This is a genomic window from Vibrio sp. EA2, assembly GCF_033042495.1.
In the GTDB taxonomy this organism is placed as follows: domain Bacteria; phylum Pseudomonadota; class Gammaproteobacteria; order Enterobacterales; family Vibrionaceae; genus Vibrio.
In genome coordinates this window covers 108,091-133,285 of record NZ_JAWLID010000011.1, presented here as the reverse complement: position 1 = coordinate 133,285, position 25,195 = coordinate 108,091, and the positions used below count along the sequence as shown (strand labels likewise).

Annotated in this window: 25 protein-coding genes and 1 riboswitch; of the genes, 12 read left to right on the top strand and 13 right to left on the bottom strand. The window is 46.3% G+C overall.

Annotated features, from left to right (window positions below; all coding sequences use genetic code 11):
• The first annotated feature begins 162 nt into the window (after positions 1-162).
• From lptD to RXX31_RS19205, 6 genes are all read left to right on the top strand, one after another.
• Positions 163-2,508: an LPS assembly protein LptD gene (gene lptD / locus RXX31_RS19230; RefSeq protein ID WP_317591310.1), complete on the top strand. Its 2,346-nt coding sequence runs from the start codon at positions 163-165 to the stop codon at positions 2,506-2,508.
• 60 nt (positions 2,509-2,568) lie between these two features.
• Entirely contained in the window at positions 2,569-3,852 is a 1,284-nt protein-coding gene (gene surA, locus RXX31_RS19225) for a peptidylprolyl isomerase SurA (RefSeq protein ID WP_317591309.1), read from the top strand.
• Complete coding sequence (pdxA, locus tag RXX31_RS19220) at positions 3,842-4,840, top strand: 4-hydroxythreonine-4-phosphate dehydrogenase PdxA (RefSeq protein WP_317591308.1); 999 nt, start codon at positions 3,842-3,844, stop codon at positions 4,838-4,840. The genes surA and pdxA overlap by 11 nt, the downstream gene beginning before the upstream one ends.
• Entirely contained in the window at positions 4,837-5,646 is an 810-nt protein-coding gene (gene rsmA / locus RXX31_RS19215; protein WP_317591307.1) for a 16S rRNA (adenine(1518)-N(6)/adenine(1519)-N(6))-dimethyltransferase RsmA, read from the top strand. Before pdxA ends, rsmA begins: the two co-directional genes overlap by 4 nt.
• 65 nt (positions 5,647-5,711) lie before the next feature.
• Positions 5,712-6,092 (top strand): Co2+/Mg2+ efflux protein ApaG, encoded by a 381-nt coding sequence (apaG, locus tag RXX31_RS19210; RefSeq protein ID WP_317591306.1) that lies wholly within the window; start codon positions 5,712-5,714, stop codon positions 6,090-6,092.
• Between the two features lie 16 nt (positions 6,093-6,108).
• Positions 6,109-6,915 carry a symmetrical bis(5'-nucleosyl)-tetraphosphatase gene (locus tag RXX31_RS19205; protein ID WP_317591305.1) on the top strand — a complete coding sequence of 269 codons (807 nt, stop codon included), beginning with the start codon at positions 6,109-6,111 and terminating at the stop codon, positions 6,913-6,915.
• Positions 6,916-6,987: 72 nt separating this feature from the next.
• On the opposite strand, the gene folA is transcribed toward RXX31_RS19205, so the two are convergent.
• The 6 genes from folA to rplU form a co-directional block, all read right to left on the bottom strand.
• The gene (gene folA, locus RXX31_RS19200) at positions 6,988-7,467 is read right to left on the bottom strand and encodes a type 3 dihydrofolate reductase (protein WP_317591304.1); all 480 of its coding nucleotides are present in this window, start codon (positions 7,465-7,467) and stop codon (positions 6,988-6,990) included.
• A gap of 9 nt (positions 7,468-7,476) precedes the next feature.
• The gene (locus tag RXX31_RS19195; RefSeq protein WP_317591303.1) at positions 7,477-7,950 is read right to left on the bottom strand and encodes a threonine/serine exporter family protein; all 474 of its coding nucleotides are present in this window, start codon (positions 7,948-7,950) and stop codon (positions 7,477-7,479) included.
• The gene (locus RXX31_RS19190; RefSeq protein WP_317591302.1) at positions 7,947-8,750 is read right to left on the bottom strand and encodes a threonine/serine exporter family protein; all 804 of its coding nucleotides are present in this window, start codon (positions 8,748-8,750) and stop codon (positions 7,947-7,949) included. Before RXX31_RS19190 ends, RXX31_RS19195 begins: the two co-directional genes overlap by 4 nt.
• Positions 8,751-8,936: 186 nt before the next feature.
• Positions 8,937-10,109 carry an Obg family GTPase CgtA gene (gene cgtA / locus RXX31_RS19185; protein ID WP_317591301.1) on the bottom strand — a complete coding sequence of 391 codons (1,173 nt, stop codon included), beginning with the start codon at positions 10,107-10,109 and terminating at the stop codon, positions 8,937-8,939.
• A 209-nt stretch (positions 10,110-10,318) separates the two neighbouring features.
• On the bottom strand, positions 10,319-10,576 hold the full coding sequence (rpmA, locus tag RXX31_RS19180; protein ID WP_005383095.1) for a 50S ribosomal protein L27: 258 nt from the start codon (positions 10,574-10,576) through the stop codon (positions 10,319-10,321).
• Positions 10,577-10,596: 20 nt separating this feature from the next.
• Entirely contained in the window at positions 10,597-10,908 is a 312-nt protein-coding gene (rplU, locus tag RXX31_RS19175) for a 50S ribosomal protein L21 (RefSeq protein ID WP_005383096.1), read from the bottom strand.
• A gap of 256 nt (positions 10,909-11,164) precedes the next feature.
• Here rplU and ispB point away from each other — a divergent pair, with 256 nt between their 5' ends.
• Positions 11,165-12,136 carry an octaprenyl diphosphate synthase gene (gene ispB / locus RXX31_RS19170; RefSeq protein ID WP_317591300.1) on the top strand — a complete coding sequence of 324 codons (972 nt, stop codon included), beginning with the start codon at positions 11,165-11,167 and terminating at the stop codon, positions 12,134-12,136.
• Positions 12,137-12,261: 125 nt separating this feature from the next.
• On the opposite strand, the gene RXX31_RS19165 is transcribed toward ispB, so the two are convergent.
• Entirely contained in the window at positions 12,262-12,453 is a 192-nt protein-coding gene (locus RXX31_RS19165) for a hypothetical protein (RefSeq protein ID WP_317591299.1), read from the bottom strand.
• A gap of 116 nt (positions 12,454-12,569) precedes the next feature.
• The gene (gene mdh, locus RXX31_RS19160) at positions 12,570-13,505 is read right to left on the bottom strand and encodes a malate dehydrogenase (RefSeq protein ID WP_317591298.1); all 936 of its coding nucleotides are present in this window, start codon (positions 13,503-13,505) and stop codon (positions 12,570-12,572) included.
• A gap of 357 nt (positions 13,506-13,862) precedes the next feature.
• Here mdh and argR point away from each other — a divergent pair, with 357 nt between their 5' ends.
• From argR to RXX31_RS19135, 5 genes are all read left to right on the top strand, one after another.
• The gene (gene argR, locus RXX31_RS19155) at positions 13,863-14,333 is read left to right on the top strand and encodes a transcriptional regulator ArgR (protein WP_317591337.1); all 471 of its coding nucleotides are present in this window, start codon (positions 13,863-13,865) and stop codon (positions 14,331-14,333) included.
• 402 nt (positions 14,334-14,735) lie between these two features.
• Positions 14,736-15,704, top strand: a complete 969-nt coding sequence (locus RXX31_RS19150) for a TAXI family TRAP transporter solute-binding subunit (protein ID WP_317591297.1) — start codon at positions 14,736-14,738, stop codon at positions 15,702-15,704.
• A 125-nt stretch (positions 15,705-15,829) separates the two neighbouring features.
• The gene (locus tag RXX31_RS19145; RefSeq protein ID WP_317591296.1) at positions 15,830-15,985 is read left to right on the top strand and encodes a hypothetical protein; all 156 of its coding nucleotides are present in this window, start codon (positions 15,830-15,832) and stop codon (positions 15,983-15,985) included.
• Positions 15,986-16,163: 178 nt separating this feature from the next.
• Positions 16,164-18,743, top strand: coding sequence for a TRAP transporter permease (locus RXX31_RS19140; RefSeq protein ID WP_317591295.1), 2,580 nt, complete (start codon positions 16,164-16,166; stop codon positions 18,741-18,743).
• A 44-nt stretch (positions 18,744-18,787) separates the two neighbouring features.
• Complete coding sequence (locus RXX31_RS19135; protein WP_317591293.1) at positions 18,788-19,225, top strand: universal stress protein; 438 nt, start codon at positions 18,788-18,790, stop codon at positions 19,223-19,225.
• A gap of 75 nt (positions 19,226-19,300) precedes the next feature.
• Here the strand turns inward: RXX31_RS19135 and thiQ are convergent, their stop codons facing one another.
• The 5 genes from thiQ to mpl form a co-directional block, all read right to left on the bottom strand.
• The gene (gene thiQ / locus RXX31_RS19130; protein WP_317591292.1) at positions 19,301-20,005 is read right to left on the bottom strand and encodes a thiamine ABC transporter ATP-binding protein; all 705 of its coding nucleotides are present in this window, start codon (positions 20,003-20,005) and stop codon (positions 19,301-19,303) included.
• On the bottom strand, positions 19,999-21,591 hold the full coding sequence (gene thiP, locus RXX31_RS19125; protein WP_317591291.1) for a thiamine/thiamine pyrophosphate ABC transporter permease ThiP: 1,593 nt from the start codon (positions 21,589-21,591) through the stop codon (positions 19,999-20,001). The genes thiQ and thiP overlap by 7 nt, the downstream gene beginning before the upstream one ends.
• Positions 21,592-21,600: 9 nt before the next feature.
• On the bottom strand, positions 21,601-22,593 hold the full coding sequence (thiB, locus tag RXX31_RS19120; RefSeq protein WP_317591290.1) for a thiamine ABC transporter substrate binding subunit: 993 nt from the start codon (positions 22,591-22,593) through the stop codon (positions 21,601-21,603).
• A gap of 70 nt (positions 22,594-22,663) precedes the next feature.
• Positions 22,664-22,812, bottom strand: a riboswitch (TPP riboswitch).
• 92 nt (positions 22,813-22,904) lie between these two features.
• Positions 22,905-23,540 (bottom strand): flavin prenyltransferase UbiX, encoded by a 636-nt coding sequence (locus RXX31_RS19115; RefSeq protein ID WP_317591289.1) that lies wholly within the window; start codon positions 23,538-23,540, stop codon positions 22,905-22,907.
• A 5-nt stretch (positions 23,541-23,545) separates the two neighbouring features.
• Positions 23,546-24,904 (bottom strand): UDP-N-acetylmuramate:L-alanyl-gamma-D-glutamyl-meso-diaminopimelate ligase, encoded by a 1,359-nt coding sequence (gene mpl, locus RXX31_RS19110; RefSeq protein ID WP_317591287.1) that lies wholly within the window; start codon positions 24,902-24,904, stop codon positions 23,546-23,548.
• Positions 24,905-25,195: the final 291 nt, after the last annotated feature.

Below are 25,195 nucleotides of genomic sequence, written 5' to 3'. Positions count from 1 at the left end.
GTCAATGAGCTGGGACATTTACGACGATAGTAGTTGATTCATTTGGCTATTACGCTAGGGTACAACGAGCCCTATAGCCATCGAGTAATATCAATTACCGTAAGTAAGTGAGTAGTTATTTACTACGATTGGTATAACAGTGACACAGGAAAGTTCGATTCAATGCAACATTTTTCCCGCACATTTTTAGCGGCCTCTATCTGCACCGCCTTGTTTGTACCTACCACTCAAGCTGACGCGAATATCCATGATAGTGTGCAGGAAATGCCCACCACAGATCAATGTTTGGTCGAAACGAGTGGTGAGCAGGACGCTTTAAATGCACCCGTAGTAGTCGAAGCTGACAGACTGCAAGCCATTAGTGGCGATAAAGCACAGTACTCTGGTAACGTCCAAGTCACGCAAGGTCAAAAGAAAATCACCGCAGATAGCGTAACGCTGCACCAACAAGACAACGTCGTGGTCGCGGAAGGTAACGTCACCTTCAATGACGGCCAGGTCGAAGCTCGCTCGGATCGTGTGACCAGCGATATTGATCAAGATACTTTCTCTCTCGAGAACACAGACTACCACTTCATTTGCCAACAAGGTCGAGGCACGGCCGCTTATATTGCGCGTACTGGCCAGTCGATTTATGAACTGGAAGACGGCTCTATCACCTCCTGTCCTCAGGGCGACAACTCATGGCGTCTGGTTGCGTCTGGTATTGACATAGACCAAGATGAAGAAACCGCAACACTGCATCACCCGCGCTTTGAAGTACTAGACGTGCCTATCTTGTATGTGCCTTACCTGAACATGCCTATTGGCAATACACGTAAGTCGGGTCTGCTTTTCCCTTCCCTGTCGTATGGTTCTAGCGATGGTATGGAAGTAGAAGTACCGTTCTACTGGAACATTGCGCCTCAATACGATATGACCCTGACCACGCTCTACATGCAGCAGCGTGGGACCAAATTCGATACGGATTTCCGCTACCTAACTGATGGTTGGGGAGAAGGGGAAATCAAAGGCGAATATCTAAATTCAGACAGAAAGTATGCCGATGAAACACGCTGGGGCTACCAATTTAAACATAACGGTATTATCGACAAGCACTGGGTCGTGGATCTCGATTACTCAGAAGTAAGTGATATCGACTACTTCCTGGATCTCGACTCTGATATTGGTAATCGTGAAGATGGTCAACTGATGCAGGAAGGCGAAGTCCAATACCGCTCCGATTTCTGGGACGCCTCATTGACCGTTCGCGACTTCCAAATCCTGTTGCAAGAAGAGAACAAACCTTATCGTCTATTGCCTCAGTTGGCCGTCAACTACTACACGCCAGTGTGGGGGAACTACCTTAACTTTGATGTTAAGAGCCAGCTGAGTCGTTTTGACACCAGCGACAGCGCCAGACCCGATGCTACTCGCTTTCATATTGAGCCAGGCTTTACCATGCCGCTGTCTAACTCATGGTCGTCGTGGACAACGGAAGCTCGTGTACTGGCCACATACTACTCGCAAGACTTAAATGGTCTTACCGACTCAGACCTGGAACTACAGCTTGATGAAAAAGTGTCTCGTGTGATTCCAGAATTCCGTAGTAATGCGCAGATTTATCTTGAGCGTGATACCAGTTGGTTCGAAGGTTACACTCAAACACTGGAACCACAGATCCAGTACTTGTACGTGCCAAAAGAAGATCAAACCAATATCTACAACTACGACACTACCTTGCTGCAAACCGATTACTACGGTCTGTTCCGCAGCCGCAAATACAGTAGTATCGATAAGATAGCATCTGCGAATCAGCTAAGTTACGGTGCAAGTACACGTTTCTTTGATGACGATTATAAAGAACGTCTCAATATTTCATTTGGTCAAATCTACTACTTTGATAAAAAGACCAAGCTTGGCAACAACCCAACCGATCCAGATGAAACAACAAACTATTCGTCTTGGGCGATTGAAGCAGACTTCAACTATAACGATTACTTGTTCTATCATGGCGGTATTCAATACGACATCGACCTAGGTTCAATGCAACTTGCCAACAGCACGTTGGAGTACCAGTTCGACGGTGGCTTTATTCAAAGTAACTACCGTTATGTCACTCGTGAATATATTGAAGATACGATCATTCTAGAAAACCTGGACACCATTACTCGTAAAGGTATTTCTCAAGCCGGTATTGTGGCCGCTTATGAATTTAACCAGAACTGGTCCGCCAGCGGTCAGTACTACTATGACCTGAATGAAAATAACGACCTAGAGTGGCTCGCAGGCCTACGTTATCAATCTGATTGTTGGTACATCGGTTTAACCTACTCTAACCAGCTGTTAGGCTGGGAAGACCAAGCAATCGGCAGCGCTGGCGCTTCTGCTGAGTACGAGAATAACTTCAGTGTTAATGTTGGTATTCAAGGCTTTGCCACCAACCAAACGACTGGCACGGCAGCCCAAGAATTGGACGGTTCAGACAACACCATTAAATATGGTCGCCCATTCTATCTGAACAATTAATCAAATTAAGCGTCTTAGACTAAATAAGACACTAATGAAAAAATACTGACGGAATTTTAAATGAAAATTTGGAAATCAATCTTATTTACGACCCTACTCTCTTGTGGAGCGGTTGCAGCACCAGTAGAGCTTGATAAGGTTGCTGTTATCGTTAATGACGGTGTCATTCTACAAAGTGATATCGACACTGCATTAAAAACGCTACAAGCCAATGCTCGCCAAAGTGGTAAGAGCTTACCATCAGCTCAGGTATTACATGATCAGGTCGTTGAAAAACTGATTCTAGATACGCTGCAAGGCCAGGAGGCTGAGCGCATCGGCGTTCGCATCGACGATAGTCGTCTCAATCAGGCGATTGCGGAGATCGCACGCAACAACAATCAAAGTGTCGAGCAACTGACAGCATCGATTGCAAGTGAAGGATTGAGTTACACTGAGTTCCGCGAGCAAATCCGCAAGGAAATTGCAGCATCGGAAGCACGTAATGCGCTAGTTCGTCGTCGTATTAATATTCTGCCGGCAGAAGTCGACAGCCTTTCAGAACAGTTGTCACAAGAAACCAACGCAACAATCCAATACAAGATTAGCCATATTCAACTGCGCTTCTCTGATGATCAAGACAAGTCTGCCGTCGAAGCAGAAGCAAAAGCACTGGCCAAAAAACTGAATGACGGTGCGGATTTCACTGAAATGGCTTACACCTATTCTAAAGGACCAAAGGCACTACAAGGTGGTGACTGGGGCTGGATGCGTAAAGAAGAAATGCCGACCATCTTTGCCGACCAAATCAACATGCAGAACAAGGGCAGCATCATCGGTCCATTCCGCAGTGGCGTTGGTTTCCATATTCTGAAAATCGACGATGTTCAAGGTCTGGAAACCGTCGCGGTAACGGAAGTGAACGCTCGCCATATTCTGATCAAGCCAACTGTTATCCTCAGTGATGAAGGCGCGAAAAAGCAATTAAATGAATACGTTCGCCGCATTAAAGCAGGCGAAGCAACATTTGCTCAGCTAGCGTCTCAATACAGCCAAGATCCAGGCTCGGCCGCGCAGAATGGTGAACTCGGTTACCAAACACCAGACCTTTACGTCCCTGAATTTAAACATCAGGTCGAAACCCTGCCAGTCGGTTCTATCAGTGAACCATTCAAGACGGTTCACGGCTGGCATATTGTAGAAGTAATGGATCGCCGTCAGGTTGACCGCACGGACTCTGCAATGAAGAATAAAGCTTACCGCATTCTATTTAACCGTAAATTTAATGAAGAAGCAGGCGCATGGATGCAAGAACTTCGTGCAAGTGCGTTTGTTGAAATCGTGGATGACAGCAATGACAACTGATTTAGTCCGCAGAATTGTCGTGACCGCAGGGGAACCTGCGGGTATCGGCCCTGACTTGGTGCTGGCGCTCTCAAAAGAAGACTGGGCGCACCAAATTGTCGTCTGCGCAGATAAAAACATGTTAATGGAACGAGCCAAATTACTTGGTATCGATGTCCAACTCTCTGATTATAATCCAGAAGAAGCGCCACAAGCACAGAAAGCCGGCACGCTTATCGTTGACCATATTGAAATGTCAGAAAGCGCGGTTGCTGGCCAGCTCAATGAAGCCAATGGTCGCTATGTACTAAAAACGTTAGAAAGAGCCGCTTTAGGCTGTATGAATGACGAATTTGATGCTATTGTCACCGGCCCCGTACATAAGGGGGTGATCAATCGCTCTGGCGTCGCATTCAGTGGTCATACTGAATTCTTTGCCGAGAAGTCTAATACCCCGTTAGTTGTGATGATGCTGGCGACGGAAGGACTGCGAGTTGCGCTTGTCACCACACATATTCCTCTGGCGTATGTGTCGAAGGCCGTCACTGAAGAGCGATTAGAGAAAATCATCGATATTCTTCATAAAGACCTAGTAGAAAAATTTGCCATTAAGCAACCAAACATCTACGTTTGCGGGCTTAACCCACATGCGGGAGAAGATGGCTGTTTAGGTCGTGAAGAAATCGAAACCATCACTCCGACACTGGAAAAGATTCGACAAGAAAAAGGGTTTAATTTGCTCGGCCCACTGCCGGCAGATACCATTTTCAATGACAAGTATTTAAACGATGCTGATGCTGTTTTAGGCATGTACCACGATCAAGTATTGCCAGTATTAAAATACAAAGGCTTTGGTCGTTCAGTAAATATTACGCTTGGTCTACCTTTTATTAGAACATCGGTGGATCACGGTACTGCGTTAGATCTGGCAGGGACAGGTCAGGCGGATACAGGGAGTTTCCGAACAGCGCTCACGCATGCGATAGAATTGGTAGAGAAGAAACAATGAGAAATGATGTCCATTTAGGACACAAAGCGCGTAAACGTTTTGGTCAAAACTTCCTGAACGATCCATACATTATTGATGGTATCGTCTCAGCGATTAACCCAAAACCAGGCCAGAATCTGGTTGAAATTGGTCCGGGCCTTGGTGCTATTACGGAACCTGTCGGCCGTGAAGTCGACAAATTCACCGTTATCGAACTGGACCGCGATCTGGCTGAGCGTTTACGTAACCACCCGGAACTAGGTGATAAGTTAACCATTCATGAAGGCGACGCGATGCGTTTCGACTTCACTCAGCTCGTGAAGCCGAACAACAAGCTACGTATCTTCGGTAACTTGCCTTATAACATCTCTACCCCATTGATGTTTCATCTTTTTGAATTCCATAAAGACATTCAAGATATGCACTTTATGCTGCAAAAAGAAGTGGTTAACCGTTTGGCAGCAGGCCCTGGCAGCAAAGCTTATGGCCGTCTGACAGTGATGGCTCAGTACTACTGTAAAGTGGTGCCAGTACTGGAAGTACCACCAACAGCATTCGTGCCGCCACCAAAAGTGGATTCAGCTGTTGTGCGTCTGGTCCCTTACGAAGTACTACCATGTCCAGCTAAAGACTTACGCTTACTGGATCGCGTATGTCGTGAAGGCTTTAACCAACGCCGTAAGACCGTACGTAACTGCTACAAATCACTGTTGAGTACAGAAGTGCTGGAAGAGTTGGGAATCAACCCAAGTATGCGTCCAGAGAACCTGACGCTAGAGCAATTCGTCGCGATGGCGAACTGGCTGGCGGATAACCCACAGCACTAAGTAAACCAAACAATAAGCCAAACCCTGTCGGTTTGGCTTATTGCTAATTTTTCCAAGGAGTGTACATGGACGTCATTCAACCCTGCATCAAAATTCAAGTTCACACCAAATACATCGAAGAACAGTCTAATCCCGAGCTACAACGATACGTTTTTGCCTACACCATCACGATTAAAAACCTCAGTCAGCAAACCGTACAACTGATTAGCCGTCGTTGGTTAATCACCGACTCTAACGGTAAACAGATGACGGTTGAAGGGGATGGCGTGGTTGGGCAGCAGCCATTTATTCCAAGCAATGATGAATACACATACAGCAGTGGCACAGCGTTAGAAACACCCGTCGGTGTGATGCAAGGGCACTATAAGATGCTCGACGAGCAGGGTCAGGAGTTCATCACCGAGATAGAACCATTCCGCCTTGCTATTCCAAATGTTTTAAATTAGTAAGATAGGAGAGTCAGTGGCTACCTATATTGTTGGTGATATTCAAGGCTGTTTTGAAGAACTGCAGCGACTATTAGAAAACGTATCTTTTTCTCCCAAGAATGATCAACTCTGGCTTGCCGGTGATCTCGTAGCCAGAGGACCTAAGTCTTTAGAAACCTTACGCTTCGTAAAATCATTAGGCGACAGTGCCAAAGTGGTACTTGGCAACCATGACCTGCATTTACTTGCTGTCGCTCATGGCGTTAAGAAACTGAAAGAGAAAGATAAAACTGCCCCTATTTTCTCAGCTCCAGACAGTAAAGAGCTATTGCACTGGCTATCTAAGCAACCACTTCTAGCGGAACATGCTGAGTTTGTCATGTGCCATGCCGGAGTTTCACCACAATGGAATTTGGCGACCGCCCGCCAATGTGCCCGCGAAGTGGAAAGCATCCTGCAAAGTGATCACTTATCGTGGCTACTGCACAATATGTACAGTAACAAGCCAGATTACTGGGAAGAGTCACTGACCGGTTTAGATCGCTATCGCTACACCATCAATGCATTCACCCGTATGCGCTTTTGTTCTCCCGATGGGCGCTTAGACATGGATTGTAAACTGCCGCCACTGCAAGTGACCGGAGGTGAGTTAATCCCATGGTTCGATCTTCCACAAAGAGTCGCACTCGGCAAGACCGTCTTGTTCGGACATTGGGCGGCATTACAAGGCCATGTTGATGACGAAGTGATTGGCCTGGATACTGGTTGTGTTTGGGGTGGAGAGCTGACGATGATCCGTTGGGAAGATAAGCAAATCTTTACCCAACAGGCACTAAATTAAGCACTGGAAAATGTCTATAATGCCCGAAAACAAAAAAGCACCGTATTAACGGTGCTTTTTTATGGTCTCGAATTACTTCTCTAAAACGGTAAAGCGCATGTTGTAGGCGTTTTTCTCATCCGCTTGGTACGCTTCTGAATAAGTTTCTTTAAACTCATCTCCCCAATCAGGGAACTGGGTATCCCCTTCGATGGCTGCCTCAATATGAGTCACATACAACTTAGTTGCCATCGGCAGACAAGCTGCGTAAATTGCCCCACCACCAATGATCATCACTTCTTCCACATCACCCGCAACCTCTAGTGCTTGCTCAATGGACGTCACTGTCGTCACTCCTTCGATGCTTAGAGATTCATCACGACTGATAACGATATTGAGACGGCCAGGTAATGGACGCCCGATAGACTCATACGTTTTGCGCCCCATGACGACAGGCTTACCCATGGTGCAACGCTTAAACCATACGAAGTCAGCCGGCAAGTGCCACGGCATTTGATTATCTTTACCAATGATACGATTGTCTGCCATCGCGGCAATCATGCTAATGATCATGTCGGGTCCTTATACTATCGGTCTGCGGCGGTAGAATAACAGCCCCGGAACAGCAAGGCCAATAGCTAAACCTGCAATAATAAACATGGCTTTTAGAAAATTTTCCATGCAGGTCTCAAGCAGCTCTGGTGAGTAACCTAAATGGTTTATCTCAACCATCGCTATCATGGCTTTGTAGGCAAACACACCAGGAACCATAGGGATCAGAGCAGCAACCGTGAATACTTTCGGGTGGGCCAAAAATCGACGAGACCAATACACACCAATCATCCCAACTAAGGTCGCCGCGAAGAAGGTTGCCCACTCAATAGGAATCCCAAACTGCATCATTAAATAGCGGCTACCATGACCAATCGCACCGCCTACCGCACAGTAGATTAATGCTTTATGTGGCACATTGAAGACCAATGCAAACCCCACCGCAGGAATAGCGGCAAAAAACATGTCGTTTAATAGGCCAATCAGCAAATCAACAATACTCATCTGATGCTCCATCCCCAAATCCCGGTCACACTCATCGCTGCAACAATACCTAGACAGGTAGCAAGCGTTAATAAACTCGCCATCACAAAGCGGGCAATGCCCATATTGATATGCCCTTTTAGCATGTCTGCTACCGAATTAATCAGTGGAAAGCCAGGCACTAACATCAACACCGACGATGCCATCGCAATCGTTGGCAGGTTACCAATCTGGTAGATCTCCGCTTGTGCGGAAATTAAGGTGGTGACGAATGCCGTCGCTGCAAAATTGAGTAAAGGGTTGAAGTGACGGTGACCAATTTCCTGACGAACAATCATACCTCCTGCAGAGGCTAAAAAGGTCATAAAAAATATGCTTATATCCCCACCAGCTAAATGACTGAATGCCGCACATGACAATCCAATCATAAAGACCACCAGCCAACGGTTATAGCGTTCAGGACTGATATGATCGAGCTTTTTCTGTGCCATGGCGGCATCGAGTAATCCTCGTTCCATCATGATACAAATACGCTGAATTTGCGTAACGACACGCATATTAATACCACGATCGGCACAACTTCGTGTCGTTGTAATACAATGCCCATCCATAAGAGTGGTGACAACAAGTGCATTCGCAGAGAGTGCTACTGCGACTTCATGTACACCACAAGCCAGGCCAATACGGCGCATAATATCGCTCACTAAGGTACTTTCAGCGCCATGAGCGAGTAACATCTGTCCCGCTTGGGCAACAAGACGAGAGATCGCCCTTTGATTTGATACCGATACCTCTGCGGTAGGTATAGTTTCCAATGCCATAGATACGTCTAAATCCTTTTAGGGTCTAAATGATACGAATCCCAGCAACTTTCTAACCATGGATGCTGGCATTGATATTATTGTGCCGTAAATCACACCGTCTAAATATGATTAGATACAAAAAAAGCCGCAATAGGTATTGCGGCTTGATTAAATTTTCTTGGTAATGATTACCGGATGATAAAATTAGTCACGAACGTAGACAACGTGGCCGTCATCTTCTTCATCGTCCCAATCATCCCAGTCGTCATCATCTTCAGTAATGACGTCTTTACCTGCCATTGCATCTTTATGGTAATCATCCCACATGAAGTTAACTTTATCTTCTTCAGCCACTTCTTCCTCTTCACGAGGTAGGTTTTCCATAAAGTCAGCCAGCTTGTAACAAAGTTCTTTCGTACCAGAGCGGTTGATTGCCGAGATCTTAAAGTACTCGTCTTCCCAACCTAACGCGTCTAAGATCTCTTGAATCTTTTCATTCGCTTCTTCTTCCGGCATCAGATCAACTTTGTTGAACACCAACCAACGAGGCTTATCAGCTAGCTTTTCACTGTACTGTTCCAACTCATCAATGATCGTTAGTGCATTTTGTACAGGATCAGACTGATCAATCGGCATGATATCGATCATGTGCAGTAAAACGCGGCAACGTTCTAGGTGTTTCAGGAATCGAATACCTAAACCTGCACCATCCGCAGCACCTTCAATCAGACCAGGGATATCGGCAACGACAAAGCTTTTCTCAGGTACAACACTAACCACACCTAAGCTTGGGATAAGCGTCGTAAATGGGTAGTCCGCTACCTTTGGTTTTGCCGCAGAGACTGCGCGAATAAAGGTTGATTTACCGGCATTTGGTAAGCCAAGCATACCAACGTCAGCAAGCAGCAATAGCTCTAGACGAACTTCACGAACTTCACCTTTGGTACCCAGCGTTCTCTGACGAGGCGCTCGATTTACAGAAGACTTAAATCGCGTGTTACCTAGACCGTGCCAACCGCCCTTCGCAACCATCACTTTTTTGCCGTGTTCAGCAACTTCTGCAACGATTTCGTTGGTATGAATATCTACCGCACGAGTACCAACAGGAACACGTAGTACCGTGTCTTTACCACGTTTACCGGTACAGTTACCACCGCGGCCATTTTCTCCACGCTCTGCTTCGTAAAAGCGTTGGAAACGGTAATCGATTAGGGTGTTGAGGTTTTCGTCAGCTTGGATATATACATCGCCGCCGTCACCACCATCACCGCCATCAGGACCACCTTTAGTGATGAATTTTTCACGCCAGAAACTAACAACGCCGCTACCGCCGTCGCCTGCCTGAACTTTTACTACAGCTTCATCTACGAACTTCATCTTTTACTCCGACTACTTCGTGCGTGGATTAAATCTACTTTGTCATCTGACAATTTTAGCAGATGACAGATCTAAGCTCCCAGATTCAAATCGCTCTGGATTAACCGAGAAACTTGGATATGTCGACTGCTACAAATAAAAAACCCCGCCGATTCGGCAGGGCTTTTGAATTCAGCTTAAAGCTATTAAGTAATTAAGTTAAAAACTAATTACTCAGCTTCGATGCTAACAAACTTACGGTTCTTAGGACCTTTCACTTCGAACTTCACTTTACCTTCAGTAAGAGCGAATAGAGTGTGGTCTTTACCGATACCTACGTTGTTACCAGCGTGGAACTTAGTACCACGTTGACGCACGATGATGTTACCTGCAAGAACAGATTCACCACCGAAACGCTTAACACCTAGACGTTTGCTTTCTGAATCGCGGCCGTTACGAGTAGAACCACCAGCTTTTTTGTGTGCCATTGTTAAACTCTCCTAATAGATTAAGCGTTGATACCAGTGATCTTCACTTCAGTGAACCACTGACGGTGACCCTGTTGCTTACGAGAGTGCTTACGACGACGGAACTTAACGATTTTAACTTTATCGCCACGACCGTGTTGTACAACTTCAGCAACAATTTTGCCGCCCTCTACAAGAGGAGCACCAACTTTGATGTCTTCGCCGTTAGCAACAAGAAGAACTTTATCAAATTCTACAGTTGCACCAGTTTCAACGTCTAATTTCTCTAAACGAAGAGTTTGACCTTCGCTTACACGGTGTTGTTTACCACCAGATTGGAAAACAGCGTACATATTTTACTCCGCTTTTTCCGCACAGCCTTTCGTGAGGGTGTGCGCTAAACTAATCATCAATAGGGCGCAGATTCTACAGAAGAGACGTCCCTATGACAAGCCATATTTTGAAAAAATTGGCGAAAAGCTAATCGCCAAAGAAAAGTGCGGCAATCATGCCCTTTAGTAATGTATTAATCAACGTTTTTTAGTGTATTATTCGACAATTATATAAATCGAATAAGCCTTGCAGGGTCTAACTTCAGCCGGATATACAATGGATTTTAAAGCTATCCAAACGCTTACTGCCAGTGACATGGCAAAAGTGAATGAAACAATTCAAGCCCAATTAAATTCTGATGTCTCTTTAATCAACCAGCTCGGGTTTTATATCGTTAGTGGTGGAGGCAAACGCCTAAGACCGCTATTGGCGATACTGTCGGCTCGTGCTCTTGGATATCAAGGCAGCGGTCATACTATGGCAGCTGCGTTTATTGAATTCATCCATACAGCAACGCTGTTGCACGATGATGTGGTAGACGAGTCAGATATGCGCCGTGGCAAAGCGACGGCTAATGCCGCCTTTGGCAATGCCGCAAGCGTGCTAGTTGGGGATTTTATCTACACTCGCTCATTCCAGATGATGACCGAGCTGGGATCCATGAAGATCCTTCAGTTAATGAGCAACGCCGTAAACGTGATCGCCGAAGGTGAAGTACAGCAGTTAATGAACTGCAACGATCCTGACACGACAGAAGAGAGCTACATGCAAGTCATCTATTCTAAGACGGCACGCTTATTTGAGTCTGCGACACAAATTGGCGCCATCCTGAATGATGCGCCTGAAAACGTTGAAATCGCACTACAGAATTACGGTAAGTATTTAGGTACGGCATTCCAGCTTATTGATGACGTCATGGATTACACATCAGACGGTGAAGACATGGGTAAAAATGTGGGCGATGATTTAGCAGAAGGTAAACCAACCCTTCCTCTACTTCATGCGATGCGCAACACTACCCCTGAAAATGCTCAGATGATCCGCGAAGCCATTGAGAAAGCCAACGGAATGGATCGTCTTGAGGATATCCTTGCAGTTATGCAAGAAGCTGGTTCTTTGGAGTACACAACTCAAAAAGCCCTTGATGAAGCCGACAAGGCGATAGCAGAGCTATCTGTACTGCCAGAATCAGAGTATAAAGACGCGCTGATTACCCTGGCTCATGTGGCGGTAAAACGCACTCGATAGCGGCAGTTAGCTGGACCAGCAAGACGATAAATAATTGCCATCAACAAAAGTTGGTGGTTTAAGGCTGAAAATAAAAAGGAAGAGCATGCTCTTCCTTTTATTCATTCCAGTGACGGTTTGCTCCACTAATAATAGCGGTCGCTCCCACCGTGTAGCTGCGGGTCATCTTCTATCTCGTCAAACGTGACGGCGATTTGCTGGTCGCTTCCCTGTTTAGCCAGTAAAACGGTTTCAGCTTCACGATCAACAACGAGAATGGTACCTACACCTTGTTGGCACTCTACAACCATGCCTTTACGGATTCGACTTGCTTCCATACCCTACTCCTGTTTGACATTGTTGGCCGCACACTCTTTTACGTCAGGCAGAATAGAAGGATCAAAAAAGCCGATCTTAAGATCGGCTTTCATATAAAGGGTATGAACGCTTAAAATTACTTAGCGAACTCAACACCAATGTTGATGTCACCATTTAGTGTTTCAAGCATGCTATCTAGTGCTGACTTTTCGTAGTCGCTTAGTGCACCGTAGCTTAGAACTTCCTCAACACCTTCTTTACCTAGCTTCACTGGCTGAGCAAAGTATGGTGCGTGCTCACCGTCACCTTCAACGTAAGCACACTCAACAACGCCTTCTTCACCCTGAAGAGCACGTACTAGAGACAGACCAAAGCGACACGCTGCTTGACCCATAGATAGCGTTGCACTACCGCCACCCGCTTTTGCTTCTACAACTTCAGTACCCGCGTTCTGGATACGCTTAGTCAGAGCTTCAACCTCTTCAGCAGTAAACTCAACGCCTTCTACCTGAGAAAGCAGAGGAAGAATAGTCACACCAGAGTGACCACCGATAACTGGTACACGAATATCACTTGGATCTTTGTCTTTCAGCTCAGCAACAAACGTTTCTGAACGGATAACGTCAAGTGTCGTAACACCGAATAGTCTGCGCTTATCGTAAACGCCAGCTTTCTTCAGTACTTCTGCCGCGATTGGTACAGTTGTATTCACTGGGTTAGTGATAATACCAACACATGCTTTAGGACAAACTACCGCGATTTTCTCTGCCAGTGCCTTAACGATACCAGCATTAACGTTAAATAGATCCGCACGATCCATACCCGGCTTACGTGCAACACCTGCAGAAATTAGAACCACATCTGCGCCTTCCAGTGCAGGCGTTGGATCCTCACCAGCGTATCCTTTGATCGATACTGGTGTTGGAATGTGGCTAAGATCAGCGGCAACGCCCGGAGTTACAGGGGCAATATCATATAGGGCTAAATCAGAACCTGCAGGAAGACGGTTCTTTAGTAAAAGGGCAAGGGCTTGACCGATACCGCCAGCGGCACCAATAACGGCTACTTTCATGTAGTTCTCCTTGAGAGTATTTTTTATAAATGTATTTGTAGGGTAGTTTTTAACCAACTAAGTAAAGCTATCGGAATCACAACTTGATTACAATCAATTAACGTCAGCTTTGCGACCTCGCGCAAATCAGCATTTCCGTGCTACACAAGAGGTTGGATTATTCTTTTATTCATTTGAAATGACAATAGGTTACTGTAAATAAAACAGATGTTTGACTATTTAGTAAATGGGATATCATTCTGTTTATAATTTACAGTGATGTGACTAGCATTATCCGGGGTCTTTTTGGAACTGTCTGAATATATATGCGAAAATATGCAAAATTGCTGATCCGTAATTAAGAGACTCATAATGACAATGCGCAATACTGAAAAACAAGATAACTTAGTCCGAGCTTTTAAAGCCCTATTAAAGGAAGAAAGCTTTGGCTCACAGGGCGAGATCGTTGATGCTCTAAAACATCAAGGTTTTGAAAGCATTAACCAATCTAAAGTTTCTCGCATGCTGACTAAGTTTGGTGCTGTTCGTACACGTAATGCAAAAATGGAAATGGTTTACTGCCTTCCGGCAGAACTCGGCGTACCAACGACCAGCAGCTCTTTACGTGAGTTGGTACTGGATATCGATCACAATGCAGCGTTAGTTGTTATCCACACCGGTCCAGGCGCCGCGCAACTTATCGCTCGCATGCTGGACTCTCTGGGTAAGTCTGAAGGCATCCTAGGTGTTGTTGCTGGAGATGACACTATCTTTATTACTCCAACATTACCTGTCTCTACAGAGCAGCTGTTTAAATCCGTATGTGAACTGTTCGAATACACGGGTTAACTGCACGTCGTTGACTTCACCTAACTGCTTGTGAGCTATGAGATAAATCCTGTTTTGTAGCTCACCATTTTCTTCCTCCCCTGCGTTTCAAGGTCATTTTTTAACCTAAACTTTTGTGATCTTCATCACGCAATTAATTTTTCCTTCCTTCCCCCATATTCAATCGTAAACTACTGTTATAAAAGGGCAAAATAACAGCTTAATCACCAGTGATTAACGTAAACTTCAGACATATCCGCTATAACTTTTAACAGTCGGATAATTTTCTGCCAATTTTTTGTTATGATTTGTTCGCTTTTTCAAACAATTGGATTGGAAAAGATGCCGTTTCCAAACAGGAAACTCCAGAAGTGATTGATGGTTATTTCCGGGTAAATAATGAAATATAAGGAAGGGAATTTCATGGCATTTAACAAACTACTCAAAGTAGGCGCTATCGCTGCAGCCGTTATGGGTGTAGGCGCGGTTAACGCTCAAGAGTTTATTACTATCGGTACAGGCTCGGTGACAGGTGTTTACTACCCTACTGGCGGTGCTATCTGTAAATTGGTAAACAAAGGCCGTAAAGAACACAACATTCGTTGTTCAGTTGAGTCGACTGGTGGTTCGATTTACAACGTTAACACTATCCGTGCTAACGAGTTGGACTTCGGTATCGTACAGTCAGATTGGCAATACCATGGCTACAACGGTACGAGTAAGTTTGCAGAACAAGGCCCGTACAAAAAGCTGCGTGCAATGTTCTCTCTACATACTGAACCTTTCAACATTATCGCTCGAGCAGATTCTGGCATCGAAAACGTTAAAGACCTGAAAGGTAAACGTGTCAACATCGGTAACCCAGGTTCTGGTGACCGCGCAACCATGGGTGTTGTGATGGACGCAATGGGTTGGACAACAGACAGCTTCCAACTAGCTTCAGAGCTTAAAGGTTCTGAGCGTTCTCAAGCACTTTGCGACAACAAAATTGACGCATTCATCTACATGGTTGGTCACCCAAACGGCTCGATCAAAGAAGCAACCACTTCATGTGATGCGAAGCTAGTTTCTGCAACGGGTCCTGAAATCGATAAAATTGTTTCAGCGAACCCTTACTACGCCTACAGCACTGTGCCAGCAGGAATGTATCGTGGTACAGATCAAGACGTAAACAGCTTTGGTGTAGCAGCAACAATGGTGACGTCAACAGAAGTTTCTGATGACGTGGCATACAATGTGGCAAAAGCAGTATTTGAAAACTTCGACACATTCAAACGTCTGCACCCAGCCTTTGCGAACCTGAAAAAAGAAGACATGGTGAAAGCCGGTCTTTCAATTCCGCTTCATCCAGGTGCGGTTAAATACTACAAGGAAGTGGGACTGCTAAAATAGCCCCCACAAACTCCAAACCAGGGCAGAGACAAGTCGTTTCTGCCCAATAAAGTATGCTGGTTGTCACTGTTGTGCCTGCATACTTGGTTTAATACCTAAGACAATTCCAAGATGCCAGGTTGAACATGACTGGTTTGTTCTGGTCTTTTGATAGCCAGTCACAATCTAAAGTTATGGTAGGTCACGCGACATTTGTCAGTTTTACGGCGGAATCACTTCTCCATGAAGCAAGCGGTAATACCGCATCTGGAAATCATCTGGGTACTGGTCGGTTTTTCTAAACCTCACACTCAAGCCAAGAAAATACTTTAACGCCGCTCATTAAGAACTTCTAACAAGCCTCATTTAGATTTCAGGCAGCGGAATACTCAAACTTCGCCCTGTTCACTACACTGATATAGGCGAAGTAAGCTTTCGACATATAAAGCAGGCAGAACCATCAATAATAAGGAAAAGTACATGGCGACGAACAAAGCCCCGTCACAAGATGTGCAAGATATGGTGGCTCAGGCAGACACAGGGGCACGTAGCCCATCTGGCATACAAGGACGAATCCTCTGGTTTGTCCCACTGTGTTGGTCACTATTTCAGTTATGGTATGCATCACCATTACCATTTATTTTTAATTTTGGCGTACTTAATGACACTGAAGCTCGTGCAATTCATTTAACATTTGCGATCTTCCTGGCTTTCACCGCTTACCCAGCACTGAAACACTCTCCACGCGATCATATCCCGATTTTGGACTGGATTCTCGCGCTTGCTGGTAGCTTTTCAGCCGCTTATATTTATCTTTTTTACACTGAACTCGCCGGACGCTCCGGAGCACCAACAACCGTCGATATTGTCGTTTCGGTAATCGGTATGGTGCTTCTACTGGAAGCCACGCGACGAGCGCTTGGTCCCCCACTCATGTTAGTGGCAGCCGTATTCCTCACGTATACCTTCGCGGGTCCATACATGCCAGACGTTATTGCTCATAAAGGCGCGAGCTTAAATAAAGCGATGTCTCACTTATGGCTAACGACTGAAGGTGTGTTTGGTGTTGCTCTGGGTGTTTCAACCTCTTTCGTCTTCTTGTTCGTGCTATTTGGCGCAATGTTAGAACGTGCAGGCGCTGGTGCCTACTTCATTAAAGTAGCCTTCTCACTGCTCGGTCATATGAGAGGCGGTCCAGCAAAAGCAGCCGTTGTGGCGTCAGGTCTTTCAGGCCTTGTATCAGGCTCTTCGATTGCGAACGTAGTAACTACCGGTACATTTACTATCCCATTGATGAAACGCGTAGGTTTCCCGGGAACTAAAGCGGGTGCGGTGGAAGTAGCTGCATCAACCAACGGCCAGTTAACACCACCAATCATGGGTGCCGCTGCATTCTTGATGGTGGAATACGTCGGGATCTCATACGTTGAAGTCATCAAAGCGGCAATACTGCCAGCGCTTATCTCGTACATTGCATTGATTTACATCGTTCACCTGGAAGCCTGTAAAGCAGGTATGACAGGTCTACCTCGTCGTCATAACCCAACCATGCTGCACAGTATGTTGTCGTTCACCGGAACGATTTTAGGGCTATGTATCATCAGTGCCTTGGTCTACTACGGTGTAGGCTGGACGAAAGATGTCTTTGGTGATGCCGCGACAACCATCGTGATGATCGCCCTGCTTATTGCCTACATTGCTCTGGTAAAAGTATCCGCTAACCATACCAAAGATGGCGCGATTAATATCGATGAAGAATTGACCGAAGTACCTGACCCTGGCCCTACCGTCAAATCTGGTCTGCATTTCCTACTGCCAATTGTGGTACTGGTTTGGTGTCTGACTGTCGAGCGATTCTCTCCAGGTTTATCAGCATTCTGGGCAACGGTGTTCATGATATTTATCCTGTTAACACAACGCCCTTTGATTGCCTTGTTATCAAAACAAGGTGAGATTGGAAAACAAACCAAAGAAGGTTTTGTCGACCTCTTAGAAAGCTTAGTTTCTGGTGCGCGAAACATGATTGGTATCGGTGTAGCGACGGCTGCCGCTGGTACGGTGGTCGGTGTGGTTACACTGACTGGTATCGGGCTGGTTATGACTGACTTTGTCGAGTTCATTTCTGGCGGTAGTGTGTTCCTTATGTTGCTATTTACCGCGGTAATCAGTTTGATTCTAGGGATGGGTCTACCAACCACAGCAAACTACATCGTCGTATCAACACTGATGGCACCAGTGATTGTCACACTGGGTGCAGCACACGGCCTTATCATCCCACTAATTGCCGTACACCTGTTCGTGTTCTACTTCGGTATCTTGGCCGACGATACTCCTCCAGTGGGTTTAGCCGCTTTTGCTGCAGCCGCCATTGCGAAATCGGATCCGATTCGTACCGGTATTCAGGGCTTTACCTATGATATCCGTACCGCGATTTTGCCATTCATGTTCGTCTTCAATACCCAGTTACTGTTGATGGGTATCGACACATGGTGGCATTTAGCCCTGACCATCCTATCTTCGATCATTGCGATGCTGATATTTTCCGCAGCCACTCAAGGTTGGTGGTTTACTCGCAACAAGTGGTGGGAAACGGTTCTATTATTAGTATTAACGTTCTCCTTCTTCCGTCCTGGATTCTGGTGGGACATGGTTTTCCCAGCCAAAGAACTTTCTCCAGGGGTTGAAGTCGCTCAAATTGTCGATGGGCTGGATGTGGGACAATCGCTCGAACTGCGCGTTGCTGGTCAAAACCTTGAAGGTGAGTATGTAGAGAAAACCGTACAACTACCATTTGACGACAATGCTAAAACAGCAGAAGAACGCATTTCATCGATGGGTTTGATGCTGATGGAAAACGACGGAAAAATGATCGTTGATATGGTCGAGTTTGGTAGCCCTGCCGAGTCGTCAGGTATCGACTTTGACTGGGAAATTAAATCGGTCATCCAAGATGCTGATCGTCCAATGAAAGAGTGGGTGTTTGTGCCTTGCTTATTGATTCTGCTGGCACTAGCTATGAACCAGAAACGTCGTGCGCGCAAAGAACAGTTGAGCGCATAACCGATTTGCCTCCAGGAGACTGGAGGCTGAGTGAGAGAAACTGAATGTATAAACAAATTCTTGTTCCGGTTGATCTTAATGATCAGGGCTTCTCAGACCGTGCGGTTGAACTGGCGGTTTGGCAAGCGAAGCAAGCGAATGCGGTGATCCACCTGCTCACCGTTGTACCTGGTATTCATATGTCGATGGTCGCGACTTACTTCCCGAAAGATGCAGCTCTTAAAATGAAGCAAGATGTCGAAAAGCAGTTAACGACGTTTGCGGAAGACAACATCAAGGAAGACGTCACCTATAGTATCCACGTGGCAGAAGGTAAGCCGTACACGACCATTATTGAACACGCTAAGCGTTTAGGGATTGACCTGATCATCATGCCAAGCCACAAGCGTTCGAAAATCAATAAAGTGATGCTCGGCTCAGTAGCCAGCAAGGTGGTGGAGTATTCTCCCGTCAACGTGATGGTAGTGAAGCCACAAAGCTAAAGTCACTAATCGATCGAGACAAAAGAAAAAGGTTGATGTTTACATCAACCTTTTGTTTTTCTAACCCAATAGAGCTTACCCAGCGGCCCGAACGAAGGCTTGTAAAGCCTCACTTGAATGTGTCACGCAGAGCTGACCTATCTCACCTGCCGCCTCTATTTTCCCACCCGCAACAAACGCAAAGTGACTTGCTATGGCTTTTGCATCATTGAGATGATGGGTCACCATAAGTACGGTAATTCTCCGCTCTGCAGCCAACCTTTTCACTAAGCTAAGCATCTCTTCACGCAGCACAGGATCGAGCGCAGAGAAAGGTTCATCCAGCAGCCACACCGGATGAGGCTGGACAAAACAACGGGCTAACGCAACACGTTGGCGTTGACCACCAGAGAGATGCTCTGGCAATCGGTCGAGGTACTGTGCAACCCCAACCTGCTTCGCGGCTTGCTCAACCTGATGCTTTTGGTCTGCGGTAAGCTTTAAGCCCGGATGCAATCCCAGGCTGATGTTGTCACGCACAGACAGATGCGCAAACAAATTATGCTCCTGAAACAACATGGAGAATGGACGCTGATAAGGCGCTTTGTGAACAATGGATTCGCCTTCTACGCTTATATCGCCTTGGTCTGGGTTAATAAAACCAGCTACCAATGCCAGCAGGGTAGATTTACCCGCCCCACTCGGCCCCATTAACGAGACAATCTGGCCACGCTCAATGGTTAAATCAAAACGAAACAGCTCACTTTGATAGGTGTACTGCACATCATCCAACACTAACATCGTGCGCTCTCCTTCGTTTTAAATACTTTCTCAACCAGAGTAAAACAGCCCACACTGAGTAGCAGTAAAGTCACCGATACCACAGCAGCCGCTTCCATCTGATAACTGCCTAACAGTTGGAATAAATACAAGGGTAAGGTTCTGAATTCTTGTCCGCCAAATAGCGCAATCGCACTTAAGTCCCCTATCGCAAACATAAAGCTGATTGCGAAAGCGTGAGCAAAAGGTTTACGTAGTGCTCGCCATTCCACAACTTTAAATCGCTGCCAGCCTCGCATTCCTAAGCTGGCACAAACGTATTGATATTGCTGTTCAATGTGTAACATCGGCTGCGCTAACGTCTTAATCACATACGGCAGCGCCATCAAACCGTTGACCAGTATGACGACAAAAAATGCCAGACTAAAAACATCGGTAAAAGAACGGAGCAACAAAAACAAACCAGTACTGATCACCAGACCCGGCGTTACCAAAATAATGGTACCAACCAACTCAATGTGATCCGCCCGTGAGTTTTTATACTCCAGACGCCAACGCCGACTGGTGAGCAAAATGGAAACACCAGCAGCCACTGCAAGAGTGCTCGCCATTGCTGCAACTTTTAAAGAGTTAAATAGCGCAGACCAAAAACGTTCGTCATTTAATACCGAGCCAACCTGTTGATTTATGCCGCTCAGAATCACCATCGCAAGTGGTGGGATAACCAGTAAAAAGGCACCCATGATCCAAAAGCTATCCCAAGCTTTTGACCACCCATGATCCTTCGTTAAGTATTGCTGTACCGATGTGCTGCCAGAGCTTATAGAAACTGGCTTTGTCAGCTTCTGTACGCCTATCGCGATCACACCGCACAACAACATTTGCCACAGTGCTAATAGGGCTCCTGCCTGCAGATCGAAATCAAATTTAATCGCTTGGTAAATGGCCAACTCTATGGTGGTCGATTTAGGCCCGCCTCCCAGTGCCATCACCGTGGCGAAACTGGTAAAGCACAGCATAAAAACGAGGCCGCTTACATGTGGCAATTGTTGTCTTAATCGAGGCCACTCAACCCAACGAAACTTATCCCAATGGCTCATGCCGAGATGAGCACATAGCTTATGTTGCTCAGCAGGAATCGACTCCAGTGCCTGAAGTAACAATCGTGCAGCGTACGGCAGATTAAAGAACACATGCGCCAGTAAAATACCGTTCAGACCATAAATAGAGAATGGTAACTGACTATCCAGACTTTGTAGCCACTTGGCGATCAAACCGCTGTTACCATAGATGGCCAACAACCCAAAAACCCCCACCAGAACTGGCAGGACTAAGGTAGAAGCAAACAGCTTGAGTAATAACGACTTGCCGAAAAAGTCACGGCGAGAAAGAGCGTGCGCTACTGGTATCGCTAAACCCACACTGAGCAATGTGGAAAGAAAAGCCTGATAGAAGCTGAATTTGGTCACGTGCCGATAATAAGGATCATGCCAAATCAGTGACATATCCAGAGACGGAGCCTGAAAAGCTAAAGCACTCAGCGCAGAAAGAACAAAGGCCGCGATGACTATCGCGACCCCTATGCCTAATTTGGGTACAGTATTCAAAGGTAACTCTTAGAAAGTCAGGGCGCTTTGCCATTCACGAATCCAAGCCTTACGCATTTTCGCCACTTCATCGGCGCTAAAGCTCAGCGGCTTACTTGGTACGTTCAAGGTTTCAAAGCCTTTTGGAAGGGCAACGTCAGTGACTGGGTACATCCAGTTACCCGTAGGCATTGCTGACTGGAATTCATCACTCAAAATGAAATTCATGAACTCGTTAGCCAACTCGGCATTGTTCGAATCTTTCACTTTGGCAGCAACTTCCACTTGCATGTAATGCCCTTCCGCAAAGTCTGCCGTGGCAAACTTTGCATCATCTTCAGCGATCAGGTGGTAGGCTGGAGAAGTGGTGTAAGAGAGTACTAAGTCAGATTCACCCTTGAGGAACATCGAGTACGCTTCTGACCAACCTTTGGTCACTGTCACGGTTTTCTCTGCTAACTGCTGCCAGGCCTGGGTAGCATTGTCGCCATAGATTGACTTCATCCACAGCATCAAACCCTGCCCCGGCGTTGAAGTACGAGGGTCCTGATAAATCACTTTAAGCTCATCACGCTCTTCAACCAGCTCTTTCATGCTTTTCGGTGGGTTAGCCAGTTTTTCTTTATTGTAAACGAACGCAAAATAGCCGTAGTCATAAGGCACGAAGGTTTTATCGTTCCAGCCATCGGGTAAAACGGTTTTAGAGGTGTCAACATGGTGCTCGGCCAGCAAGCCTGTTTTCTGCGCTTCCGCCATCAGGTTGTTATCCAGGCCTAAAACGATATCCGCCTTGCTGTTGCTGCCTTCCAGACGAAGGCGGTTCAGAATCGAAACACCATCATCAAGCGCGACGAAATTAACGTCACAACCGCATTTCGCTTCAAAAGCTTGTTCGATTTTAGGACCCGGTCCCCAATCCGCAGCGAATGAGTCGTAGGTGTAGATGGTTAATGTGTTTTCAGCAGCAAACGCTGAAGTTGTTGTCATTGCAGCAAGCGCAATTAGGCTTAGAGTGGTTTTCACTGCTCGCTCTCCATGTCTATTTCAGAGAAATTTGTTGAGCGGCACAGGGTTGAGGTGGCTATTTGGATGGCTAATATCCAGACTCAATTCCTACGCCAGCATTATCTGGTTCAGGTATTACGGGTCCCCGTAGCCTAACTAGGTTAAGCCATTAGGTCTCAGCGCCCTTAAGTATTGATGAACACAATACAAAATGGGGTTGCTCCCCGATGAGTTGGATGGATTGTATACCCAAACCCCCTCGCGATGCTAGGTTACGTGAGGGTGTTTGGGACTTAGATGAAGATCAGACTAGTTTGTAAGATAACTATTTATGAACGCTGGTCGTATCCCCAGCGCGGAACCAATCCTTGCTCAATCCCCAGGTGATCGAGAATTCGCGCCACCATAAAGTCGATTAAGTCTTCGATACTCTTTGGCTGATGATAAAAACCCGGCGCTGCAGGCATGATAGTTACACCCATTTGCGATAGCTTGTGCATATTTTCAAGATGCAGGGTCGAAAATGGCGTTTCTCGTACCACTAGAAGCAGTTGGCCACGCTCTTTCATCACCACATCGGCGGCACGCTCAATCAGATTATCCGACATGCCGTGCGCGATCGCCGCAACACTGCCTGCCGAACACGGACAAACCACCATTTGTTTTGGAGCCGCAGAGCCTGAAGCCACTGGCGAAAACCAATCATCTTTACCACAGACAGTAATGTTGTCAGGGTTACACTTCAGATGCTCCACCAGCGCTTTTTGCGCCGCTTCAGGACCACTTGGCAGCTTCAGGTCATGCTCGGTTGCCATCACAACCCTCGCTGCGGAAGATATCAACACATAGACGTGATAATCCGCAGCGACCAAACATTCCAGAAGTCTCAAGCCATAAGGTGCACCAGACGCACCAGTAAGTGCTAGGGTAATGGCTTTTTTTTGTTGAGGTTTTTCGTGAGACATAAGGATTAAGCTTTTTGTTTTAATTGTTCGAGAAGTTTAGCGTGAATACCGCCAAAGCCACCATTGCTCATAACCAGAATTTGATCATCAGGCTTTGCACGTTCAACGATTTTAGCAACAAAACGGTCCAAATCAGCGTCAACAAAAGCCGGTTGCTGGCATTGGTCTGCAATTTCCTGTACCGACCATTCAATATTGTCTGGCTGGAACAAGAACACTTCATCGGCACTGTGCAATGAGTCCGCCAGCGTATTCTTGTGCACACCACGCTTCATGGTAGCAGAGCGAGGCTCCAGTACTGCTAAGATACGTTTGTCACCCACCTTGTTACGCAGACCGCCAACCGTTAGTTCAATAGCGGTAGGATGATGAGCAAAATCGTCGTAAACCGTCACGCCCTGCTCTTCACCTTTTAACTCCAAACGGCGCTTCGTGTTGATAAATCGGCCCAGCGCCTGACAAGCAAGCTCTGGCGTTACTCCAACGTGCCTCGCCGCGGCGATCGCCATCAACGCATTGTCCACGTTGTGATCGCCCACTAACTCCCACTTCACAACACCGACTTTCTCACCTTGCAGCGATACTTCGAACTTCGAGCCATCGACGACCAGTTTATGCGCTTGCCAGTCGCCATCTTCACCAGAAAACTGCTTTTCCGTCCAGCAACCGCGTTCAATTACATCAGTAAGTGCCTGATCTTGTTTAGGAGAAAGAATAAGCCCATTGCCCGGAACAGTACGTACCAAATGGTGGAACTGCCGCTTGATCGCTTCAAGATCGTCGAAGATATCCGCATGATCAAACTCAAGGTTATTCATGATCAAGGTACGAGGATGGTAATGGACGAACTTAGAACGCTTGTCGAAAAAAGCACTGTCGTATTCATCCGCTTCAACAACGAAAAACATGCTTTCGCCTAGTCGAGCAGAAACACCAAAATTACCTAGTACGCCCCCAACCAGGAAACCAGGTTGGTAACCACAGTCTTCCAGTATCCAAGCCAGCATGCTTGAGGTGGTCGTTTTGCCATGCGTACCAGACACTGCCAATACCCAACGATCGTGAAGTAAAAACTCATGCAACCACTGTGGCCCTGAGGTATAGCGCATATTACTGTTGAGTACATGCTCCACGCATGGGTTGCCACGACTCATTGCATTGCCTATTACGACCAAGTCAGGTTGAGGATCAAGCTGAGAAGGGTCGAAGCCTTCAATAATTTCAATACCTTGAGACTCGAGTAATGTGCTCATCGGTGGGTAAACATTCGCATCCGAGCCCGTCACTTTGTGTCCGAGCTGACGAGCTAAAATTGCCGCGCCACCCATAAACGTGCCGCAGATACCCAAGATATGGATGTGCATAAACTTAACCTTGTAATGCCTTGTTTGATGCTTTCATTATCGCGATAACCACCAGAAAAGCGAGTGACTTTCACCTTGTTCTTACGGTCACTTTCAAAAATATGACACGCCTGAACACGGACTGTACAGTCACCGAACTAAATGATGAACTCGTCAGTGACCAGACAAATAAATTGAGATCTCAGACGGTTACTTCATTACCATTAAAAAGATCTTCGACATAAAATTACGTTTAGCGCAAACGTTTAACATCCATAAAGAGATGCCGCGTTGCGCAACACCCCCAATAAA